This is a genomic window from Clostridium polyendosporum, assembly GCF_018332455.1.
Taxonomy (GTDB): Bacteria; Bacillota; Clostridia; order Clostridiales; family Clostridiaceae; genus Clostridium_AY; species Clostridium_AY polyendosporum.
The window spans coordinates 1-23362 of sequence record NZ_BOPZ01000029.1 but is presented as its reverse complement, the minus strand read 5'-3'; the positions used below and the strand labels follow the sequence as shown (position 1 = coordinate 23362).

15 protein-coding genes, 2 tRNA genes and 1 other annotated feature are annotated in these 23362 nt (G+C 31.3%); all 17 genes read left to right on the top strand.

The window, feature by feature from the left end:
• The first annotated feature begins 87 nt into the window (after positions 1-87).
• The 17 genes from spoIIE to murD all read left to right on the top strand — a co-directional run bounded on the left by spoIIE (position 88) and on the right by murD (position 22809).
• A complete protein-coding gene (gene spoIIE, locus CPJCM30710_RS14330) occupies positions 88-2484 on the top strand; it encodes a stage II sporulation protein E (protein ID WP_212904857.1) in 2397 nt (798 codons plus the stop codon).
• Between the two features lie 260 nt (positions 2485-2744).
• Entirely contained in the window at positions 2745-4178 is a 1434-nt protein-coding gene (gene tilS / locus CPJCM30710_RS14325; RefSeq protein ID WP_212904856.1) for a tRNA lysidine(34) synthetase TilS, read from the top strand.
• Positions 4162-4701 (top strand): hypoxanthine phosphoribosyltransferase, encoded by a 540-nt coding sequence (gene hpt, locus CPJCM30710_RS14320; RefSeq protein ID WP_212904855.1) that lies wholly within the window; start codon positions 4162-4164, stop codon positions 4699-4701. The genes tilS and hpt overlap by 17 nt, the downstream gene beginning before the upstream one ends.
• Before the next feature lie 73 nt (positions 4702-4774).
• Positions 4775-6577 carry an ATP-dependent zinc metalloprotease FtsH gene (ftsH, locus tag CPJCM30710_RS14315; protein WP_212904854.1) on the top strand — a complete coding sequence of 601 codons (1803 nt, stop codon included), beginning with the start codon at positions 4775-4777 and terminating at the stop codon, positions 6575-6577.
• Between the two features lie 251 nt (positions 6578-6828).
• Positions 6829-6905, top strand: a tRNA-Ala gene (locus CPJCM30710_RS14310).
• A 172-nt stretch (positions 6906-7077) separates the two neighbouring features.
• Positions 7078-7554 (top strand): Cys-tRNA(Pro) deacylase, encoded by a 477-nt coding sequence (gene ybaK / locus CPJCM30710_RS14305; RefSeq protein WP_212904853.1) that lies wholly within the window; start codon positions 7078-7080, stop codon positions 7552-7554.
• Positions 7555-7920: 366 nt separating this feature from the next.
• A complete protein-coding gene (locus CPJCM30710_RS14300; RefSeq protein WP_212904852.1) occupies positions 7921-9591 on the top strand; it encodes a formate--tetrahydrofolate ligase in 1671 nt (556 codons plus the stop codon).
• Between the two features lie 518 nt (positions 9592-10109).
• Complete coding sequence (locus tag CPJCM30710_RS14295; RefSeq protein ID WP_212904851.1) at positions 10110-11741, top strand: DEAD/DEAH box helicase; 1632 nt, start codon at positions 10110-10112, stop codon at positions 11739-11741.
• Positions 11742-12120: 379 nt separating this feature from the next.
• On the top strand, positions 12121-12900 hold the full coding sequence (locus tag CPJCM30710_RS14290; protein WP_212904850.1) for a type III pantothenate kinase: 780 nt from the start codon (positions 12121-12123) through the stop codon (positions 12898-12900).
• A gap of 16 nt (positions 12901-12916) precedes the next feature.
• Complete coding sequence (gene dusB / locus CPJCM30710_RS14285) at positions 12917-13897, top strand: tRNA dihydrouridine synthase DusB (RefSeq protein ID WP_212904849.1); 981 nt, start codon at positions 12917-12919, stop codon at positions 13895-13897.
• A 62-nt stretch (positions 13898-13959) separates the two neighbouring features.
• Positions 13960-14778, top strand: a complete 819-nt coding sequence (locus CPJCM30710_RS14280) for a hypothetical protein (protein ID WP_212904848.1) — start codon at positions 13960-13962, stop codon at positions 14776-14778.
• A gap of 168 nt (positions 14779-14946) precedes the next feature.
• Positions 14947-15429: a transcription elongation factor GreA gene (gene greA, locus CPJCM30710_RS14275; protein WP_212904847.1), complete on the top strand. Its 483-nt coding sequence runs from the start codon at positions 14947-14949 to the stop codon at positions 15427-15429.
• A 14-nt stretch (positions 15430-15443) separates the two neighbouring features.
• Positions 15444-16946 carry a lysine--tRNA ligase gene (lysS, locus tag CPJCM30710_RS14270; protein WP_212904846.1) on the top strand — a complete coding sequence of 501 codons (1503 nt, stop codon included), beginning with the start codon at positions 15444-15446 and terminating at the stop codon, positions 16944-16946.
• Between the two features lie 198 nt (positions 16947-17144).
• Positions 17145-17219 (top strand) — tRNA-Asn (locus CPJCM30710_RS14265).
• Between the two features lie 183 nt (positions 17220-17402).
• Positions 17403-17571: a binding site (T-box leader), on the top strand.
• Between the two features lie 221 nt (positions 17572-17792).
• On the top strand, positions 17793-19184 hold the full coding sequence (locus CPJCM30710_RS14260; protein ID WP_212904845.1) for a glycine--tRNA ligase: 1392 nt from the start codon (positions 17793-17795) through the stop codon (positions 19182-19184).
• Positions 19185-19627: 443 nt separating this feature from the next.
• Entirely contained in the window at positions 19628-21037 is a 1410-nt protein-coding gene (locus tag CPJCM30710_RS14255; protein WP_212904844.1) for an amino acid permease, read from the top strand.
• A 392-nt stretch (positions 21038-21429) separates the two neighbouring features.
• On the top strand, positions 21430-22809 hold the full coding sequence (murD, locus tag CPJCM30710_RS14250; RefSeq protein WP_212904843.1) for a UDP-N-acetylmuramoyl-L-alanine--D-glutamate ligase: 1380 nt from the start codon (positions 21430-21432) through the stop codon (positions 22807-22809).
• Positions 22810-23362 lie beyond the last annotated feature (553 nt).

The following is a 23362-nucleotide window of genomic DNA, read 5'->3' as shown; positions in this document are numbered from 1 at the left end:
TCTTTATACGCATCAAGTGACATATATTTCCATATGTATTTGTTATAATGAACATAAACTTCTAATAATGAATTTGGAGGTAGTGTTATGCAATACGGTGTTGATGTATCTACATATAAACGGGTGAGCAGAGGAGATAAAGAGAAGAGAGAGATTAAGTTGCTTGGTTCCCCTTTTAGATTAGCTTTTGATTTTATTGGAGCTTTTCTATTAAGTAGAGTAGTAATCAATATAGGTATAAATACTCTGGAAAATCTAGCGCCTTTTGGAATAGCATTTTTACTTGCCTTTTTAAATCGGGGTGATAGAAAAGAGAGTATAGTAGCTACTGTAGGAGCATTATTAGGATATGTAACCCTTATGTCAAATTTTCAGAATATTCAGTTATGTATCCTTATAGTTACTTTAATAGCGATATTTCAAAACATATCACTTACACTTAAAAGTAGAAATAATGTAATCGTAGGTTTTAGTATTATAATTTTATCTATGATATTCTATAGAGCCTTTGTAAATCATTTTCCTATTGATGTAAATATAATCACGTCTTTAGTTCAAACTATTATAATCTACCCAATATATTATATAATTAAGTATGCTATAACATGCATAGATGATATAAATACAAATCATCTTTTTAATACTGAAGAGATGGTTTCTATGGCACTTCTTATTTGTCTTGTAGTATCCGGAATAGGAGATGTTCAAGTATTTAATGTAGGTATAAGAAATATTGCAGCATTGTTTTTTATTATTACAATAGCATTTGGATTAGGTAGTTCAGTAGGAGCAGCTGCAGGGGTAACCATGGGAATTATAGTAGGATTAGCTACTAATAATATGATGCTTTATATCAGTGTATATGGAGTCTGTGGTTTGATGGTGGGGATTTTTAAGGATACAGGAAAGTTTATAGCTATGATTGCTTATTTAATAATTTATCTTATTTTAGCAATGTATTCCAAGACTTTTGACGGTTTTCAAATTATAGAAGCTGTTGTTTCAGGAATATTATTTTCTATGATTCCTAAAATGGTTTATTTCAAATTAGCTATGGAGTTAGATAATGATAAAAAACAAGATGCTATAAGTGAACTTCATTTTATTAAGATCAAAGAGGAATTTACCAGTAGGTTAAACGATTTCACAGAGGTGCTTTCAACAATGTCATTAACTCTTAATAATCTTATGGACAATGATAGACTTCTTCTTAAGAATAAAAGTAGTGCTCTTATAGAAAATCTTGCTGATAGAGTTTGTGGAAGTTGTGATATGAAATATTTATGTTGGAAGAGAGAATTACACAGCACATATAATGCCTTTGCAGAGCTTATAAGAAACTACCAGGATGGTGGTAGTAAGTTTCCACAGGAACTTGAAAAAAAATGCATCAAAAAATTTGGACTTATAAAAAACACTGAAGAAATAGTAAATAATTATATACTTAATGAAACGTTGAGGAAGAGATTGAGTGAAGGTAGAAAACTTTTAGCAGGTCATATAAGCAATATGGCGGTGACTATCGGAGAGATAATAGACGATTTTAATAGAGATATAACCATTTGTAGTGATGTAGAAAGAACTATAAGAAGGGCTTTAAATAAATTGAATATAAAATATGATGATGTTCTTTGTTACAATGATAAACAAGGAAGGTTAAATATTAAGATTATGATGGATAACTGTCATGGTGGACAACTTTGTATTAAAGAGCTATTACCTATTATTAATAGTAGCATAGGGCGTACAATGAGTGTTGGGGGCGATGGGTGTTCTATAGATCCTACCAATAATAAGTGTACAGTTCGCATTGAAGAAGCCCCAAAATATCATATATCTTCTTATGCAGCTGTTGCGTGTAAGGAAGGAGAAAAGTTTACGGGAGATAGTTACAGCTTTGGAAAGACTAAAGATGGTAACTACATGATAGTGATAAGTGATGGCATGGGATCTGGGCCAGAAGCAGGAGTTGAAAGTAAGGCTGCAGTAGAACTTATAGAAAAGTTTACACAATCAGGTTTTTCTGAACTTACAGCGATAAACACTGTTAACTCAATAATGACAATGAAATTTTCTGAAGATGAAAAATTTGCAACTTTAGACATGCAAAATATTGATCTCTATTCAGGTAATATAACTTTTATGAAGATAGGAGCTGTTGAAAGTTTTATAAAAAGAGGAGATAAGATAGAAGTTGTAAAATCTAATACCTTACCTTTTGGAGTATTAGATTCTCCAGATGTAGATATTGTAGAAAAAAAGGTTTCAAATGGAGATGTTTTGGTTACTATAAGTGATGGAGTTCTCGAAGGAATAGGAGGAGAGTCAAACTGTGAGTGGCTAGTGGATTTTTTGGGAGAAACAAAAAATAAGAATCCAAAGGAATTAGTAAACGATATTTTAGAAAAAGCGAAAGAGCTTAATGGTGGAAAAACTAAGGATGATATGACAGTAGTAGTATCAAAGATTTATGCATTATATTAAAAACAAAGGGATTGATATTTAATGGATTTCAAAAAAGCATTGGCTTACAATGCTTTTTCTGAAATTGTAAATTTAATTATAAGTCATTACTTATAATTGGATTTTGATAATAATTAATAAAAGTAACAAATTTATTATATATTAAACATATTTGAGAAAGCTAAATTAGTTATAGTAAAATTCTATCATTTATTGTTAATAATTATAAGCTGTTATGATATAATTAATTAACAAAACATAATATTAGGAAGTGTTAAGATTTGAAAGATAAGGTTATTAACTTTATTAAGTATAATAATATGATAAAAAAAGGCGAAAAGATTTTGGTTGCTACTTCTGGAGGACCAGATTCTATGTGCCTTTTACATATACTTTATTCCTTAAAAGATGAATTAGATGTAACTGTTTATGCTGCTCATGTAAATCACATGCTTAGAGGAGATGAGGCATTGGCAGATGAAGAGTATGTAAGAGATTTTTGTGAAAACAAGGGCATTTCCTGCTTTGTAAAGAGAGTTGATATAAATGAAGTATCAAAGCAAAAAGGAATTTCTTCTGAAATGGCAGGAAGAGAAGAAAGATATGATTTTTTCAAGCAACTTATGGAACAACATCAATTAAGTAAGGTAGCAATAGCACATAATGCTAACGATCAGGCAGAAACTCTTCTTATGAGAATAATGAGAGGTACTGGTCTTGAGGGGCTTGTAGGTATAAAACCTGTAAGAGATGATATTTTTATAAGGCCTATACTTTGTTTTACTAGAGAAGAAGTTGAAGAGTATTGCAAGAAAGAACAGTTAAAGCCTAGGATTGATAAAACAAATCTAGAAAGTATATATTCTAGAAATAGGGTAAGACTTGAGATGATTCCTTTTATAAAAGAGTATTTTAATAAAGATATAGTTTCTACCTTAAATAGGTTAGCATCCTTAGCATATATAGATAGTAATTATATTGAAGAAGTTGTAGATTTAAAATATAAAAGATTTTGTTATAATAACGATCAACACAAACTAATAATTAGAGAAGAAGCTTTTAGTGAGCATGAAGCCATACTTACTAGGATTATAAGAAGAGCATTAGGTAATTTAATAGGAACAAGCTATAACTTTGAGATGAAACATATTTATGATGTTATCTCGTTACAACAAGGTGAAACAGGGAAAATGCTTTTTCTTCCCAATAAGGTAAAGATAACAAATATCTATGGAGAAATAGCAATAGATTTGAATTCTAATAAGAAAGAATCACTATTAGATTATATATTACAGTATCCAAGAGATATGTTTTCTCATAATGAGGAGAAAATACTAAATGTTCCAAACTTCGAGTATCAAATTTCAATGAAAATACTTAGTAATAAAGGTAATTTAGACTTTATAAAAGATGACTTAATCAAATATTTTGATTATGATAAGATAAAAGAAAACATAATCATAAGAAATAGGCGGGACGGTGATAGAATTATACCTCATGGTATGAATGGAACAAAAAAGTTAAAGAATATATTTATCGATGAGAAAATTCCACAAGATATGAGAGGTAAAATTCCACTGGTATGTTTTGATAACGACATAGCGTGGGTAGTTGGTTTAAAAGTTAGCAACACTTTTAAGGTTACAAAAGATACAAAGAACATTTTACAAATAAAGTTGATAGAAAGGAACTATAAGGATGAGAGAACACATTGAAGAAGTTTTATTTTCGGAGACACAAGTTGTTGAAAAGGTTAAGGAATTAGCAGTACAGATAAGTAAAGATTATCAAGATAAGAACTTAGTAGTTGTAGGAGTACTTAAAGGATCTGTAGTGTTTACATCAGAACTTATAAAGTACATAACAGTTCCTTGTGAGTTAGACTTTATGTCAGTATCAAGTTATGGGAATTCTGCTGAAACTTCAGGTGTTGTAAGAATTCTTAAAGATTTAGACAGTGATATTGAGGGTAAGGATATACTTATTGTTGAGGATATAGTGGATACAGGACTAACTTTAAATTATCTTTTAAAAATTTTAAGAGATAGAAAGGCTCAAAGTATAGAGATAGTTTCATTACTCAATAAGCCAGCAAGAAGAAAAGCTGATATAGAAGTTAAATATTATGGCTTTGAAGTTCCAGATGAATTTATAGTTGGATTTGGGATTGATTATGCTGAAAAGTATAGAAACTTACCTTTTATAGGAACTTTAAAAAGGGAAATATATAATAAATAATAATTACTAATTATTGTAAATAAAATAATGGTATGGTAAAATTTTTAGTAGTGAGAAGAGAGGGGGGCCTAATATGAAAAAGTTCTCAAGCTTAACGGCCTGGATTGTAGTAATGATAATGGTTATTGTTTCTGCTGTTTTTCTTGTAAAAAGCGGAGATGTAGGAAGTAATATACCTTATAGTGAATTTCAGCAGAAATGGATTAGTGATGAAGTAAAAAGTATACGTGTTAAACAGGATAAGATGACCATTGAAGGAACATTATCAAGTGGTAAGAATTTCAGTACTTTTGTTCCTGTTGAAACATTGAATATATTATTAAAGGAAAATTATAAACCAAATGTAACAGTATTATTTGAACCACCAACTAATATTTCAGCATGGGTTCAAATAATACCAACAATTTTGGTAATTGTATTATTTTTAGCTTTCTTTTTCATATTCATGCAGCAGTCACAAAGTGGAGGTGGCAGTAGAGGAGTTATGAATTTTGGTAAGAGTAGAGCAAAAATGGCTACTCTTGATAAAAAGAGAATAACTTTTAAAGATGTTGCAGGAGCCGATGAAGAGAAAGCTGAGCTTGAAGAGATCGTCGATTTCTTGAAGCAGCCTAAGAAATACATTGAGATGGGAGCAAGAATACCAAAAGGAGTACTTTTAGTTGGTCCTCCAGGAACAGGTAAAACACTTCTTGCAAAAGCTATTGCTGGAGAAGCTGGAGTACCATTCTTTAGCATATCGGGTTCAGATTTTGTGGAAATGTTTGTAGGAGTAGGTGCTTCAAGAGTAAGAGATCTATTTGAGCAGGCTAAGAAGAATTCTCCATGTATTGTATTTATTGACGAAATCGATGCTGTTGGTAGACAAAGAGGTGCTGGTTTAGGTGGAGGACATGATGAAAGAGAGCAGACATTAAACCAACTGTTAGTTGAAATGGATGGGTTTGGAGTTAATGAAGGAATCATAATGATTGCTGCTACAAATAGACCTGATATCTTAGATCCTGCATTATTAAGACCAGGTAGATTTGACAGACAGATAGTGGTTGGAGCTCCTGACGTTAAAGGAAGAGAAGAAATACTTAAAGTTCATACTAGAAATAAACCACTTTCAGAGGATATAAACTTAAATATACTTGCAAAGAGAACTCCAGGCTTTACTGGAGCAGATTTAGAAAACTTAACGAACGAAGCAGCACTTTTATCTGTTAGAAGAAGTAGAAAGCTTATAACTATGGAAGAGATGGAAGAGGCAATTACAAGAGTTATTGCTGGTCCAGAAAAGAAGAGTAGAGTTATAAGTGAACATGATAGAAAGCTTACTGCATACCATGAAGCTGGTCACGCAGTAGTAATGAAACTTCTTCCGAATGCTGATCCAGTTCATCAAATAAGCATAATACCAAGAGGTATGGCTGGTGGATACACTATGCATCTTCCGAAAGAAGATAGAAGTTATACTTCTAAGTCAAAGCTAAAGGATGAAATGATAGGACTTCTTGGAGGAAGAGTTGCTGAAAAGCTTATTATCGGAGATATAAGTACTGGTGCTAAGAATGATATTGATAGAGCAAGTCATATTGCTAGAAGTATGGTTATGGAATATGGCATGAGTGAAGACCTTGGACCAATTTCATTTGGTAGTGATCATAATGAAGTATTTCTAGGCAGAGATATAGGAAGAAGCAGAAACTTCAGTGAACAAATTGGAGCTAAGATAGATAGAGAGATAAAAGGTCTTATAGATGAAGCTTATGAGAAAGCAGAGAAACTTCTAAATGAAAATATGACTAAGCTTCACGCAGTAGCACAAGCACTTCTAGAAAAAGAAAAGCTTGAAGCTAATGAATTCGAAGAATTATTTAATAATGCATAATTAAAACCCACAGGCGGGAAGCTTGTGGGTTTTAATTTGTTGCTATTTAATAAAGTGAAATCTGGCTTCAATTTAATGGTTTTGATGTCTATTAATTTTGCTATTAATGAATTGTTTAAGGATTGAAGGGGTATATTTTATGGATAAACGAATTTATAATTCATTATATATAAGTTCGATAATTGTTTAACTTTATATAATTTGCTTGATAAATTTAACAAATATTGTATAATAATAATATAACTATATGTGGGGATATAGCTCAGTTTGGGAGAGTGCTTGAATGGCATTCAAGAGGCCGTGGGTTCGAGTCCCATTATCTCCACCAAGGTCGTATTAGATACGACCTTTTTTGTTTTCTACTATTTCATAAAGTGAAATATTTATGAATTGTTTAAGGATTGTTTAAGGATTGAAGTTATGTATCTTTAATAGACTAGATGTCTATTGAATGTTATTTTAGAAAAAAAATATTGGATTATTTGAAGGGAGTTTTTGAAATGTCCAAAATTAAAACGAATGCTATGCGTATTCTTGATCAAAAAAAAATAGATTACAATGTCATTACCTATGATAACAATGATGGAAAAATAGATGGTATTTCAGTTTCAGAAAAAATAGGTAAGAGCCCAAGTGTTGTTTATAAGACATTAGTGGCTCAGGGAAACAGTAAGAATATTTATGTTTTTATAATACCTGTTAAAGAAGAGCTTGATTTGAAAAAAGCTGCAAAAGTTGCTGAAGAGAAGAAGGTTGATATGATACCAGTTAAGGATATTTTAAAGTTCACAGGCTACATTAGAGGAGGTTGTTCTCCTGTAGGGATGAAGAAGAATTATACAACTTTTATTGATGCTAGTGCTTCTAAAATAGAAGAGATTGTTGTTAGTGGAGGAAAGATAGGTATACAAATAGAACTATTAACATCACAATTAGCTAAAGTTATTGAAGCTAAACTTGAAGATATAGTAAAATAAGTCACTTACTAAAATAAGGTGTATGTTTAAGCATAAATTTTATATAATATATGTTATATTACGAAAAACAATACGACTATATAAAACAATTTTCGATAAAATATTTTATTTTATACGTATTGATGATATAATGATTGTTGTAACTATTCGTATTGGAAACAATATCAAGGATGAATTAAAATGTGAATTATAGAAGAAAATAGATATGTTACGCTGAACTTCTAGAGATAGGGAAAAATAGTTTTTAGAGTAGAAGTATGAGATGAACATAGAAAAATTGGGGAAAGAATCCATACAAGATACATAGTTAATACTGAAGAATTTTTAAATAAAGTATATATGAAATGAAAAGAGGGGTGCTATTAAATGAGAAGTGATATTGAAATAGCTCAAAGTGCAAAAATGGAACCTATAATTAAGGTTGCAGAAAAGATGGGTCTTACTGAAGATGACATCGAACTTTATGGAAAATACAAATGTAAGATCAATTTAGACGTTCTTCAAAGAAATAAGGACAAAAAGGATGGTAAGCTTATCCTTGTTACTGCTATTAATCCAACTCCAGCAGGAGAAGGTAAATCAACTGTAACAGTAGGACTTGGTCAGGCACTTTCTAGAACTGGAAAGAATGCTGTTATAGCTTTAAGAGAACCATCACTTGGGCCAGTGTTTGGAGTTAAAGGAGGAGCAGCTGGGGGCGGATATGCACAAGTTGTTCCAATGGAAGATATTAACCTTCATTTTACAGGAGATATGCATGCTATAACAGCAGCTAATAATCTTTTATCAGCTGCAATAGATAATCATATTCATCAAGGTAATAGTCTTAGAATAGATTCAAGAAGAATAATCTTTAAGAGAGTTATGGATATGAATGACAGATCTTTAAGAAGCATAGTAATTGGTATGGGTGGAAAAGCTAATGGTTTTGTAAGAGAAGATGGTTTTATGATAACTGTTGCTTCAGAAATCATGGCAATTTTATGCCTTGCATCAGATCTTAAAGATTTAAAGGAAAGAATGGGCAATATTTTAGTTGCTTATAACCTAGATGGTCAGCCAGTATATGCAAAGGATCTTGGAGTTCAGGGAGCTATGGCACTTTTAATGAAGGATGCTGTAAAACCAAATCTTGTTCAAACTCTAGAAAATACACCAGCAATAATTCATGGTGGACCATTCGCAAATATTGCTCATGGATGCAACTCGGTATTAGCAACAAAAATGGCATTGAAAATTGGAGATTATGCAGTTACAGAAGCTGGCTTTGGCGCAGACCTTGGAGCAGAAAAGTTCTTTGATATAAAATGTAGATATGGTGGATTAAAGCCAGACTGTGTAGTATTAGTTGCAACAGTAAGAGCATTAAAGCACCATGGTGGAGTAAAGAAGGATGAGTTAAATACCCCTAATGTTGAAGCATTAGCAAAGGGGATTAAGAATTTAGAAAAGCAAATTGAAAATGTTAGAAAGTTTGGAGTTCCTGTAGTTGTTGCTATAAATAAGTTTATAACTGATAGCGAAGAAGAAGTAAACTTTATTCATCAGTTCTGTGAAGCTGCAGGTGTTAAGGTTTCACTTGCGGATGTTTGGGCTAAAGGTGGAGAAGGTGGTTTAGACCTTGCAGAAAAAGTAATTCAAACAATGGAAGAAGAAAAGGTAAGCTTTGCTCCAATATATGATGAAAAGTTAACTATTAAGGAAAAAGTAGCAATAATAGCAAAAGAAATTTATGGTGCTAACGGAGTTATATATACGCCTGCAGCATCAAGACAAATTAGTGAGCTTGAAGGCTTTGGGTTAGATAAGCTTCCAATATGTATGGCTAAAACGCAATATTCATTAGCAGATAATCCATCACTGTTAGGAAGACCAGAAGGGTTTGAGATAACAGTTAAGGAAGTTAGAGTGTCTAATGGAGCTGGATTTATAGTTGTTCAAACAGGTGATGTAATGACTATGCCAGGACTTCCAAAGGTTCCTGCTGCAAATAAGATGGATATATTAGAAGATGGAGAAATAGTAGGTTTATTCTAATGTTAGTTAAATCGACAGGTATATCAAACCTGTCGATTTTTATTAAATATTATTTAAAAAATAACCTGTAAGATTATAGATTAATATTTTGACATAAAAATGCGTATATGATACAATGAAAATTCGTAGTAGAGTATATTTTTTTGAATATTAACGGTGATTCTACTTATTACAGAATATTAATTTAAAATTTTAGGGTTTTTGGTAGTTTTATGAACTTTGGGGATAGAGAATTTCAGTGGTCGAGTTTGAAAATCCTTTTATGAAATAATCAGGATTTTTAATTCGACTTTTTGTGCTGAAAAAAATTAACATCAGAATTTAAATAATATTAGTTGGATAAAATAATAGTGAAGATATAAAAGTTTAATGGTTAATAAATTGGAAAAATGCCCTTAGTATTCAATAGTTTTTCTAAATTCAATGTTTAATTACGAACCTGTCTATTTATTGGATTTAGATGTATGTTTTATTATGGAAAATAAATACTAGAATTTAAATGTTAAAGGAGATAATAGATGAGTAAGGTAAGATTTAGTGAATTAAATTTATCAGTTGAAGTTAACAGTGCGTTAACAGATATGGGGTTTGAGTATGCAACGCCAATACAGGCACAATCAATCCCAGTAATTTTAGATGGAAAAGATGTTTTCGGACAAGCGCAGACAGGAACAGGAAAAACAGGGGCTTTTGCAATACCAACAATAGATAAAGTAGATACAAGCAAAAAAGAAATTCAAGTTTTAGTACTTTGTCCTACAAGAGAGTTAGCAATTCAGGTTGCTGAAGAGTTCGTTAAACTTGCAAAACATAAAAAAGACTTAAGAATTCTTTCAGTATATGGTGGAGATTCCATGGAAAGACAAATAAAAGGTATTAAAAGAGGTGTTCAAATAATAGTTGGTACACCAGGTAGAGTAATGGATCATATGAGAAGAGGTACTATTAAGCTGAATAACTTAACTACTTTAGTACTAGATGAAGCTGACGAAATGTTAAATATGGGCTTTAGAGATGACATTGAGGAAGTAATGAACAGTATAGATCAACCTATACAAAAGTTACTATTCTCAGCTACTATAAAGCCTACAATAATGGATATAATTAAGAAGCACTTAAATAATCCTGAGAAGATAAAAATTGAGAACAAGGAAGTAACTACTCCAAACATTACTCAAAAATATGTAGAAGTTAAAGATAAGGATAAATCAGAAGTAGTTTCAAGACTTCTTGATATACATAATCCTAAGCTTTCTTTAATTTTCTGTAATACAAAAATGAAAGTTGATGAATTAACTGATGCTTTACAATCTAGAGGATATAGCGCTGATAAAATTCATGGTGATATGAAACAGTCAGTTAGAAGTAATGTTATAGAAAAGTTTAGACAAGGAGATGTAAGGATTCTTATAGCAACGGATGTAGCTGCTAGAGGTCTTGATATCGATGATGTTGAAATGGTATTTAACTATGATGTACCTAATCATGAAGAATACTACGTACATAGAATAGGAAGAACAGGTAGAGCAGGAAGACAAGGTACTTCCTTTACATTAGTAAATTCAAGACAGATGCGTGATTTAAGAGACATAGTGAATTATACAAAAAAGAAAATGGAGCCTGAAAAAATTCCTACATTAAAAGATGTAGAAGAAGTAAAAACTAATGTATTTATTGATGAAATTAAGAAGCAATTAGAAGAAGGAAAACATAAGAAATATATGTCTGTTATAGAAAAACTACATACTGAAGGAGTTTCTCCAATAGAACTCGCAGCAGCTATGCTTGAGAGAGAATTAAAGATATCTGATGTAGAAGAAATCCAAATGGAGACTTCATCAACTAAATCTACATGGGCTAAAGATTCTGGTATGGCTAGAATGTTTGTTAATATAGGTAGAGATAAGAAGTTAAGACCTCAAGACTTAGTTAAAGCAATAGCTAGCGAAACAGGAATAGCAGGTAAAGAAATAGGTACTATAGATATTTATGATAAGTATACTTTCTTCGAAATACCAGAAGCATATGCAAACAAGGTGATAGATGTTATGAGTAAGAGCAAAGTAAAGGGAGTAAGAATAAATATGGAACTTGCTCAGAAGAAGGGTGCAAAGGGCAGCACTACTAGAGGTAGAAGAAAAAGTAATTAAACAGAACCTTATATAATTCATAATAGTTTAGTAAACGAAATATAATTTTTTGTTTAAATAATATTCTAAAATGATTATAAACTTAAGTATTTATAATTTAATTAGAACTGTAATGCAGAAGAAAACTCAGTGTAAGCTGAGTTTTCGCTTATTTTGCTGCTATTTCACAAAGTGAAGTCTAGATTTACATTTACTCTTATTAGAAATAATGAAAACTTGGTAGAAGCTTGACAAAAGATATGTACTTGTTAAAATTATATTGATAACTAAAATAGTATTTATGTTAAATAAAAAACTTCAAGATAGTATAAACCCAGGTGAAGTTTAAGTTAGGCAGCTTTAAAAGCTGCTTTTAATATATAATTTGGAGGACTTTATCATGATATTGTTAGTTGATGTTGGGAATACTAATATAGTTTTAGGAGTTTATAAAGGTCAAAAGTATGTCGCAAGCTGGAGGATTTCAACAGATGCAAAGAAGACTTCAGATGAATATGGTATACAAGTTATGCAGCTTTTTGCACAGTATAATCTTAATCCACATGAAGTAGAAGGAATTATACTTTCATCTGTTGTACCGAATATAATGTATTCTTTAGAGCATATGTTAAGAAAATGTTTTAAGATGGAACCTATAATAGTTGGTCCTGGAATTAAAACTGGAATAAATATAAAATATGATAATCCTAGAGAAGTTGGGGCTGATAGAATTGTAAATGCCGTTGCAGCTCATGAAATATATAAGAAAAGTACAATCATTATAGATTTTGGTACAGCAACAACTTTTTGTGCTTTAACAAAAAGCGGAAACTACCTTGGTGGAAACATAGTACCAGGACTAAAAATATCAGCAGATGCATTATTTGAAAGAGCTGCGAAGCTTCCGAGAATAGAACTTGAAAAACCTAATTCAATTATATGTAAAAATACCGTGAACAGCATGCAGGCTGGTATAATATATGGGTATATAGGTCAGGTTGAATATATAGTAAAAAAAATGAAACAAGAGATGATGGCATTAGGTGAAGATGAACCATTTGTATTAGCAACAGGAGGACTAGGTAATTTAATTGCAAAAGAGACAAAAACAATTGATAAGGTTGATCCAGATTTAACTTTAGAAGGACTTAAAATAATTTACCAAAAGAATAAAGAATAGGAGATGAGTTTCTCTTATGAAAATAGATAAGTTAGAGTTTAAAAACAATGTATTTTTAGCACCTATGGCTGGTGTTACAGATATATCATTTAGAGGGCTGTGTAAGGAGTTAGGATGTGGATTAGTTTATACTGAGATGGTAAGTGCAAAGGCACTTTACTATGGAAGTGAAAATACCCAGCAGCTCCTTAGGATAGCGGATGAAGAAAAGCCAGTAGCTGTCCAAATGTTTGGAAATGATCCTAAGATAATGGCTGAAGTGGCGGATAGATTTTTCAATAATAATGATGATATATGTATAATTGATATTAATATGGGATGTCCAGCGCCTAAGATTGTGAAGAACGGTGAGGGATCAGCTCTTATGAAAACTCCAGAGCTTGCTTATCAAATTGTAAAAGAGGTAAAAAGTATTGCAAAAAAACCTGTTACAGTAAAGTTTAGGAAGGGTTTTGATAAAAATAATGTAAATGCTGTGGACTTTGCGAAGATGATGGAAGATGCAGGGGTAGATGCTATTACTGTACATGGTAGAACTAGAGAGCAGATGTATGAAGGAAAAGCTGATTGGGACATCATAAGACAAGTAAAGTCAGCGGTATCTGTTCCTGTTATAGGGAATGGTGATATTTTTACTGCTGAGGATGCTCTCAGAATGAAGGAAGAGACGAAGTGTGATGCTTTAATGGTCGCTAGAGGTAGCATGGGCAACCCTTGGATTTTTAAACAGGTTGGCGAGAAACTTGATGGAAAACCTGTTTCCTATCCTACGCCTTCAGAAAAAATTGCAATGTGTATAAGGCATTATGAGCTTGCTTTAAAATATGATGGTGAGTATAAAGCTGTAAGAGAAATGAGAAAACATTCTTCATGGTATATAAAAGGTTTAAAAAATTGTACAGAAGTAAAGAATTTAATTAATGCTGAGGATAATAGCAAAAAAGTTATAGAAATATTAAATCAGTACAAAATATCTTTAAAGAATGAAGAAAATTAGAGAATTTATTAAAAAGAAAGAGAATAGATATAGGATATAATCAATAAATAAAAGTGGTAAGTTTGAAGATAGTACTAAGTTTTCAGCTGATTAATGAAAAACCATATAATAAGTTTAATGCTTTTTCTAGAATGTTAGATAAGTTGAAGATTAAGGTAGAGGGTAGGAGTATTATTGAGCCTCTTAATGTAGAGATACATCATATAAAGATACCCTTTAATTTAAGTTATGATGCATATATTTATAATGTAAATACAATAATAAGGAAATACAAGGATATATATCCTGTAGTTAGTATTAAGGGAAATAGAATCTATGATATTAATTTAATAACTAAATTTCAAAGAAAACTTTTGGCTTATGGAGTAATTGTTAGTATAAAAGCAATACTCCTTAAGTCAGGTAAGTCTTTAAAGAATAGTATTATACTTGTAGATGATGCAGTTGATCCTATAAGTCAGGAGTGTATTGAAGAACTTGCAAAAAACACAAAACATATTATTCTATACTCGAAAAATATTAGAGCCACTAATAAATTAAGGGAATATTTAATAGCTAATTATGGAGTTTCTCCGGAAATTATATGGGATGAGAATTGCTTTAAATTAGCTGATTTTGTTATAAGCTCAAAAAAAAGGGAATACGAATGTGCAAGAATCTGGTACTTAGATAATTTTTATAGACCAGAAAATTGGGATAAAGTATTAGTTAATGATATTACGTATGAAATTCCTTGGAACTTTAAAGAAAAAGAGATGAGCGCGGAACTTTTAGGCGCTGTAATCGATAACAATAAGAAAGTTGATATTGAAAAGGTACTTAAGTACAATGGTATTACAATAGAGAAAATCAAGTTTAATGACAAAGTTGTTATTCTATAGTAAAAAAGTTAACTATATCATCTTACTGGTTGACATTATTGGATTTTGGCATTATAATATGTAAAATAATTGACAGAATACTGGAAAAATATTGCTGTGTAAATTTGTATGTTATTTTGTAAAAATATGATATAGTATTATAGTATCACTATCGAAGGGGAGAAAGATATGAGTGAAGCAAAAAAATATATAATGACTTATGAAGGTGTTAAAAAGCTAGAGGAAGAATTAGAATATTTAAAAACAGTAAAAAGAAAAGAAATTACTGAAAAAATAAAAGTTGCATTAGGATATGGAGATTTAAGCGAAAACTCAGAATATGATGAAGCAAAAAATGAGCAAGCATTTACTGAAGGTAGAATAATTCAGCTTGAAAATATGTTAAAGAATGCTGTAGTAGTTGATGAATCTGAGATATCAACTGATACAGTTAGTATAGGTTCAATAGTTAAAGTTAAGGATTATGATTTTGACGAAGAAGTTGAATATACATTAGTTGGTTCAGCAGAAGCAGATCCAATGAAAAATAAAATTTCAAATGAATCACCAGTAGGTAGTGCTTTGATGGGTAAGAAGGTAGGAGAAATAGTTGAGGTTAATGTACCTGGAGGGGTTAGTAAATTTGAAATTTTAGGAATAAGAAGAGATTAACGGAGGGATCATTAATGTCAAATGAGGAAATGAATATCCACGAATTAGAGGCTCAATTCAGCGAGCAAGAAAGACTTAGAAGACAAAAACTTGCTGACCTACAAGCAGCAGGAAAGGACCCATTTGATGTTTATAAAGTTGAAAGAACACACTCATCTTCTCAAGTAAAAGAGGGATTTGATACATTAGAAGGTCAGGATGTTAAAATTGCTGGAAGATTAATGTCTAAAAGAGGTCAAGGTAAAGTTGTATTTGCTGATATTCAAGATAAAGATGGAAAGCTTCAACTTTTTATAAAGATAGATGAAGTGGGAGAAGAAGCTCTTAAGGAATTTAAGACATTGGATCTTGGTGACTTGATATGGGCAGAAGGAGATGTATTCAAGACTAAAGCTGGTGAAATATCAGTTAAAGTTAAGAAGTTTCAACTTATATGTAAGTCATTAAAGCCATTACCAGAGAAGTGGCATGGGTTAAAAGATCCAGATATGAGATATAGACAAAGAGAGGTTGATGTTATAACTAATCCAGAGGTAAAATCAACTTTCTTAAAGAGAGTGCAAATTATAAAAGCTATAAGAGAATTCCTTGATAACAGAGGTTTCTTGGAGTTTGAAACTCCAATACTTTCACCAATAGCTGGTGGTGCAGCTGCAAGACCATTTATAACTCATCATAATGCTTTAGATATAGACATGTATTTAAGAATTGCAACAGAACTTTATTTAAAGAGACTTATTGTTGCAGGTTTTGAAAAAGTATATGATATGGGTAAGAACTTCAGAAATGAAGGGGTAAGTATAAGGCATAATCCAGAGTTTACAATGATAGAGCTTTATGAAGCATATTCTGACTATAACGACATGATGGAAATAATGGAAAATTTAGCTGCATATGCATGTCAAAAGGTTAATGGAACTACTAAGGTTACATATGAAGGTACTGAAATAGACTTTACACCACCATGGAGAAGAATCACAATGGTGGATGCTGTTAAGGAGCATGCAGGAGTAGATTTCAATTCAATAAGCAGTGATGAAGAAGCACAAGCTATTGCAAAAGAAAAGGGACTTGAGTTTAAGAAAGATCTTAAGAACGTAACAAAGGGAGAGGTTTTAAACTCATTATATGAAGAGTATGCTGAAAAGCATATGATTCAACCAACTTTTATAATTGACTATCCTGTAGAAGTATCACCTCTTACTAAGAAGAAGAGAGGCAATGAAGCATTTACTGAAAGATTTGAAGGATTTATATATGGTAGAGAAGTATGTAATGCATACTCAGAGCTTAATGATCCAATAGTGCAAAGACAAAGATTCGATCAACAAGCTAAGGAAAGAGAGCTTGGTGATGACGAAGCTTATATGATAGATGAGGAATTCATGAGTGCTCTTGAAACTGGTATGCCTCCTACAGGCGGATTAGGCATAGGAATTGATAGACTTGTCATGTTCCTTACTGATTCAACTTCAATAAGAGACGTTATTATGTTCCCAACAATGAAACCACTATAAGAGGATAAAAGCAGAGTTTTGCTCTGCTTTCTAATTTCCTGCTATTTCATAAAGTGAAACCTGACTAAAACTGAGAGACTTGATGCTTGGTCGGTTTTTTACCTTAAAAGATGAAATTTAGCTAAATTTTTTATAAAAAGTTGAAAAAAGCACTTGCTTTTAAAAAAAAAGTTGGTATAATAATAAATGTAGAAACGTTCCGCGGTAGCTCAATGGTGGAGCACTCGGCTGTTAACCGATAGGTTGGAGGTTCGAGCCCTCTCCGCGGAGCCAATTTTAATTAGTATACAGAGTCTCATGCGTAGCATGGGACTTTATTTATTTTAGTGAATTTGTAGTAAGTTCATATTGTAATTTTATTAAGAATAGTTAAGGTGCATTTTTTTTATTTTATAAAATATGATAAGTCATTCTTGACAACATACCATATTTTGATAAAATTATATGTATAATTTAATATGCATTATGATAAAGAATAGTAATCTTAAGAACTTTTTAGAGAAATGGTGGATGGTGCAAACCATTATGGACTTATGATGAATGGCACTTTTGAATGCAGTGTATTTAAAAGTTGGGCTTGAGCCAAGAAGGGTGGAACCGCGGAAAGTAACTTTTCGTCCCTTTATGGTATAAGGCTTTTTTTATTTTATACTAAATTATGTTAAACTTATTTTATTTATAACTTAGTAAATTTTTACTTAGAAGTAGGAATTACTATGATAATATAATTAAGCAAAAAAAAGATTTCCAAACCTATAATTGGTACTTTTAACTGAAAAGTATTTAAATAAACAAATTGGGAAAAATTAAACAATAGCTATAAAAAATATATGGAGGTATATACGTATGACGGTAGAAAAGACTATGGATAAGATTGTTGCTCTTTGTAAAAATAGAGGATTTATATTTCCAGGTTCAGAAATCTATGGTGGTCTTGCAAATTCATGGGATTATGGTCCTTTAGGAGTAGAGTTCAAGAACAACGTTAAGAAGGCTTGGTGGAGAAAGTTTATTCAGGAAAGTCCATATAATGTTGGGGTAGATTGTGCTATTCTTATGAATAGAGAAGTTTGGGTGGCTTCAGGTCACGTAGGTGGTTTTTCAGATCCACTGATGGATTGTAAGGATTGTAAGGCAAGATTCAGAGCAGATAAGATTGTTGAAGATCACATGACCGAACAAGGTGTTGAGGTTGCTTCCGCAGATGGGTGGAGCAATGAGCAACTTAAGCAGTATATTGATGAGAATAATATAGAATGTCCTAAATGTGGTAAGAAAAACTTTACTGATATAAGAAAGTTTAATCTTATGTTTAAGACATTTCAAGGGGTCACTGAGGATGCTAAATCAGAGATATTCTTAAGACCAGAAACAGCACAAGGTATATTCGTAAATTTTAAATCAGTGCAAAGAAGTTCAAGAAAGAAAGTTCCTTTTGGTATAGCACAAATAGGTAAGTCCTTTAGAAATGAGATAACTCCAGGTAACTTTACTTTCAGAACAAGAGAGTTTGAACAAATGGAACTTGAATTTTTCTGTAAGCCAGGTACAGACTTAGAATGGTTCAATTACTGGAAGGACTATTGTTGGAACTTCCTATTAAATCTTGGCGTGAATAAGGGAAATCTAAGAATGAGAGATCACGGTGCAGAGGAACTTTCATTCTATTCAAATGCAACTTCTGATATAGAATATCTTTTCCCATTTGGTTGGGGAGAACTTTGGGGAATAGCAGATAGAACTGACTATGACTTAAAGAAACATCAAGAGCATTCAGGTCAGGATATGAGCTATCTTGATCCAAGTACAAACGAAAGATATGTTCCATATTGTATAGAACCATCACTTGGTGCAGACAGAGTTGCTCTTGCATTTTTAGTAGATGCATATGATGAAGAAGAACTTGAAGGCGGAGATGTAAGAACGGTACTTCATCTACATCCAGCATTAGCTCCATTTAAGGCTGCAATATTACCACTTTCAAAGAAGCTTTCAGAAAAGGCAGAAGCGGTGTATGCTAATCTTAGTAAGAAATTCAACATTGAATATGATGAAGCAGGTAGCATAGGTAAAAGATATAGAAGACAAGATGAAATAGGTACTCCATTCTGTATTACTGTTGACTTTGACACACTAGAAGACAATGCGGTAACAGTAAGAGATAGAGATACTATGGATCAAGTAAGAATTAAAATAGATGAGTTAGAAAAATATATAGCTGAAAAGTTAGAGTTCTAAGAATTTATAAAAATCACAATAACCAAATTAATACATTAATAAAGTTAATAATAAATACAGCTTATTTTGAAAAAGTATTAAATATTAAATTGATTTTCACTCCATAATTACTAAAGTCATAAAAACCTTGGTTTTGATAAAAAGCCAAGGTTTTTTTATTACAATTATGAAAATGATAAAAAAATTTTATAGTTATAAAATATTGTATTAAGAAAAGTATATATTTCTATGGATTTTCAAAATAAAACCTCCATTGTAATAATAATTATAAAAATAAAGTAATTTGTCGAATTTACTACAATAAATTATTATTTTATTGATATTTCAGTACAGAATATATAATATTAGTGAGAAAATTTTAAATTTAATTGTAATTTTACTTGTAAATTTGCAATTTTCCCACCAAATATTTTTGGTTGAATATAACTAAGGGGAGGCATTTTATGAACATTTGGAAAAAGAAGTCGGTAGAGCAGATACTTGAAGGTGCTAAAAAAACAGGCTTAAAGAAAAACTTAAAGGCTAAAGATATAGCAGCTCTAGGTATTGGAGCGGTAGTTGGTGTAGGTATATTTGTTGCTACAGGTGAAGGAGCTCATATGGCGGGACCCGCTGTTATTATTTCCTTCATTTTAGCAGGAATAATAGCAGCTCTTTGTGGGTTATGTTATGTGGAACTTGCAACAATGTTCCCTGTAGCAGGTAGTACATACTCATATTCTTATATTGCTTTTGGTGAAATTATGGCAATGATAATTGGATGGTGTTTGACAGCTGAATATTTAGTTGCAACTAGTGCTGTTGCTTCAGGTTGGTCTGGAACTTTTGTTGGTATTTTAAATTCAATAGGAATTAAGTTGCCACAAGTTTTTATTTCATCACCGAGTAAGGGTGGAATAGTAGACCTACCAGCAATTTTAATAACAATAATTCTGACTGCTCTTTTATGCTATGGAATGAAAGAGAGTGCAAGAATAAATAACATTATTGTTGGAGTGAAAATATTTATAATTCTTCTTTTTGTAACTCTAGGAGCAAAACATATAAATACAGCAAATTATGTTCCTTTTATGCCTTTTGGATGGAAAGGAGTTTTTGCAGGAACAGCAACAATATTCTTCTCTTATATTGGATTTGATGCAATTTCTACTGCAGCAGAAGAAGCTGAGAATCCAAGGAAAGATATACCAAGAGGGCTTATAGCATGTTTAGTGGTAGTTAGTATACTTTATGTATCCGTTGCTTTTGTACTAACAGGAATGGTTCCATTTAAAGAAATAATTTCAGAAAATGCAGTACCTGGTGCATTGGCAAGAGTCGGTATAACATGGGGATCAGCTTTAGTAGGAACTGGTGCAATACTTGGAATGATTTCTACAATAATAGCGGTACTTTATGGACAAGTTAGAGTGTTCATGGTTATGTCAAGAGATGGATTATTACCTAAGGCATTCTCAAAAATACACTCCGTACATAAAACTCCATATATTGCTACAATGATAACTGGTTCTACAGCGGCAATAATAGCGGGATTTTTACCACTAGATATTATTGTACAGTTCTTAAGTATAGGAACGTTATTAAGTTTTATGGTTGTATCTTTAGGTGTTATAGTACTTAGAAAAACTATGCCTGATTTTCCAAGGAAGTTTAAGTGTCCAGGAGTGCCATTTACGCCTATAGTAACGGTAGTAAGCTGTGTAGTATTATTATCTAAAATACCAGTTAGAACTTGGATTGGATTTACTATATGGCTAACATTAGGATTAGTTATATACTTTACTTATGGAAGAAAGAATAGTATCGTTCAAAATGAAGGAAAATCTTCACATAAGTCCAGAAAAATTGCATAATAAGTTCAATATTTTTTAAATAAAATTTAGATGGACTGTAAATCAATATAGCTAACATTAAGTAAAAACTTAATGTTAGCTTTTTTTTAAAGAAGTTCTAGAAAGTAACTGTGATATTTAATATTGTTTATTAAATTCTTAATTCAATATGAGCTTGTATATCTATGGAATAAAGTAATATAGAGTGTTATAATTTAAAATAAGTATGTTAAATTTTTAGTGACTTTAGAAAATAATATATATTTATATTAATTCATAAGATTGTAATTTTGTTATATATATTAAAGATAAACAATTTCAATAGTTAAAAGATTTATGAATTTGTAATAGGTAAATGCTACAATATTAAGAATAACTAATAAAATGTATTATATATGGTTGGAGGCGCGAGGATGAAAAAAGATTTTAAAGAATTTAAGGAGTTTATAAAAGGTAAAAATACAGCAGTAGTAGGAATAGGAGTTAGTAATATTCCATTAATAAATTTCTTATTAGAGCTTGGGGCAAAAGTTAGTGCTTTCGATAAAAAAACTGAAGAACAACTTGGGGAAGTTGCTGTTGATTTTAAAGATAAAGGAGTTACTTTGTTTTTGGGGGAAGGATATTTAGATAAACTTTCAGGCTTTGAAGTAGTGTTTAAAACTCCTTCTATGAGAATAGATAGTGAAGCGTTAGTAAAAGTAAAAAGCGAAGGTGCTTACATCACTTCAGAAATGGAGGAATTTGTTAGGTACTGTCCAGCGAAGGTATATGGAATAACAGGTAGTGATGGAAAAACAACTACAACTACTATTATATCTAAAATTTTGATGGAAGAAGGATATAATACTTGGGTAGGTGGTAATATAGGAACTCCACTATTTTCAAATATTGAAGAAATTAAAAAGAATGATATGGTGGTTCTTGAACTTTCCAGCTTCCAACTTATGACTATGAATAATAACATTGATGTAGCAATAGTTACAAATTTAGCGCCTAACCATCTTGATATGCATAAGGATATGGAGGAATATATAGATTCTAAGAAGAATATTTTCAGGTTCCAAGAAAAACAGGATTTACTTGTTTTAAATAGAGAAAATGATATTACTGCATCTTTCAAAAATGAAGCTAAGGGTAAAGTTATAGAGTTCAGTTCAAAGAGAATTACAGAAGAGGGAGCTTATTTCAAAGATGGTGCTTTATATGTATTTGATAAGGAAGTTTGCAAAAAGAAAGATATAGTTATAAAGGGTATGCATAACGTGGAAAATTATCTTGCAGCTTTTGCAGCAACATATAAAGATGTTTCTATAGAATCTATGAAGAAGGTGGCAATAACTTTTGGTGGGGTAGCCCATAGAAGTGAATTTGTAAGAGAAGTTGATAAAGTAAAATACTATAACGATTCAATTGCATCAAGTCCAACAAGAACACTTGCAACTTTAAGGGCCTTTGAAAAGCCAGTAATATTAATTGCTGGAGGATATGATAAACATATACCTTTTGAGCCACTAGCTTTTGAAGGTTACCCATATATTAAACAACTTATTTTACTAGGAGTAACAAAGGATAAAATAAAAGAGGTATTTTTAAAACTTAAAGATGAAAGTTCTGTAGATGTTCCAATTATAATTGTCAATTCTTTAGAAGAGGCGGTCTATAAAGCTAGAGAAATTGCTAAAGAAGATGATATAGTTGCTCTTTCACCAGCTTGTGCAAGCTTTGACATGTTCCCAAACTTTGAAGTAAGAGGAAATAAGTTTAGAGATATTGTTAATCAATTAAAGTAACTTTAAAGAATAATATTATAGCTATTTTAAGAACAAATAATCGATGGAATACTATCGGTTATTTGTTTTTTAGAGTTTATTTGCTGGCACTCATAAAGTAAAATATAATACTCCCTAATTATTATTAGAAATTGAGTATATTAGTTTAAATTTCAATATGATTATTCAGTAATTTTAGATAAACTCATCCAAGAGTATCATTAAGTGAAAAACTGATAAATATAAAGAAATAATGAGAAATATAAAGATACCTTTTTTAGAATTAATTTTGTAAAATGTGTATATAATATTAAACATGGTACTATAATACACGTCGCTGATGCAAAGCAACAAGTTGTAGATATGCGATAACAGAAAGTTTTAAATTAGTCTACAAAAAAGTGTTGACAGATTAAAACTTAGATGTTAATATAAATAAGCGGTCGGGAACGATTGCTAAATGGTCTTTGAAAATTAAACAGAGGAAATTAAGTACAGCAATTCTTTTGAGAGCAAGAGATTAAACTTTTAAATTGAGAGTTTGATCCTGGCTCAGGACGAACGCTGGCGGCGT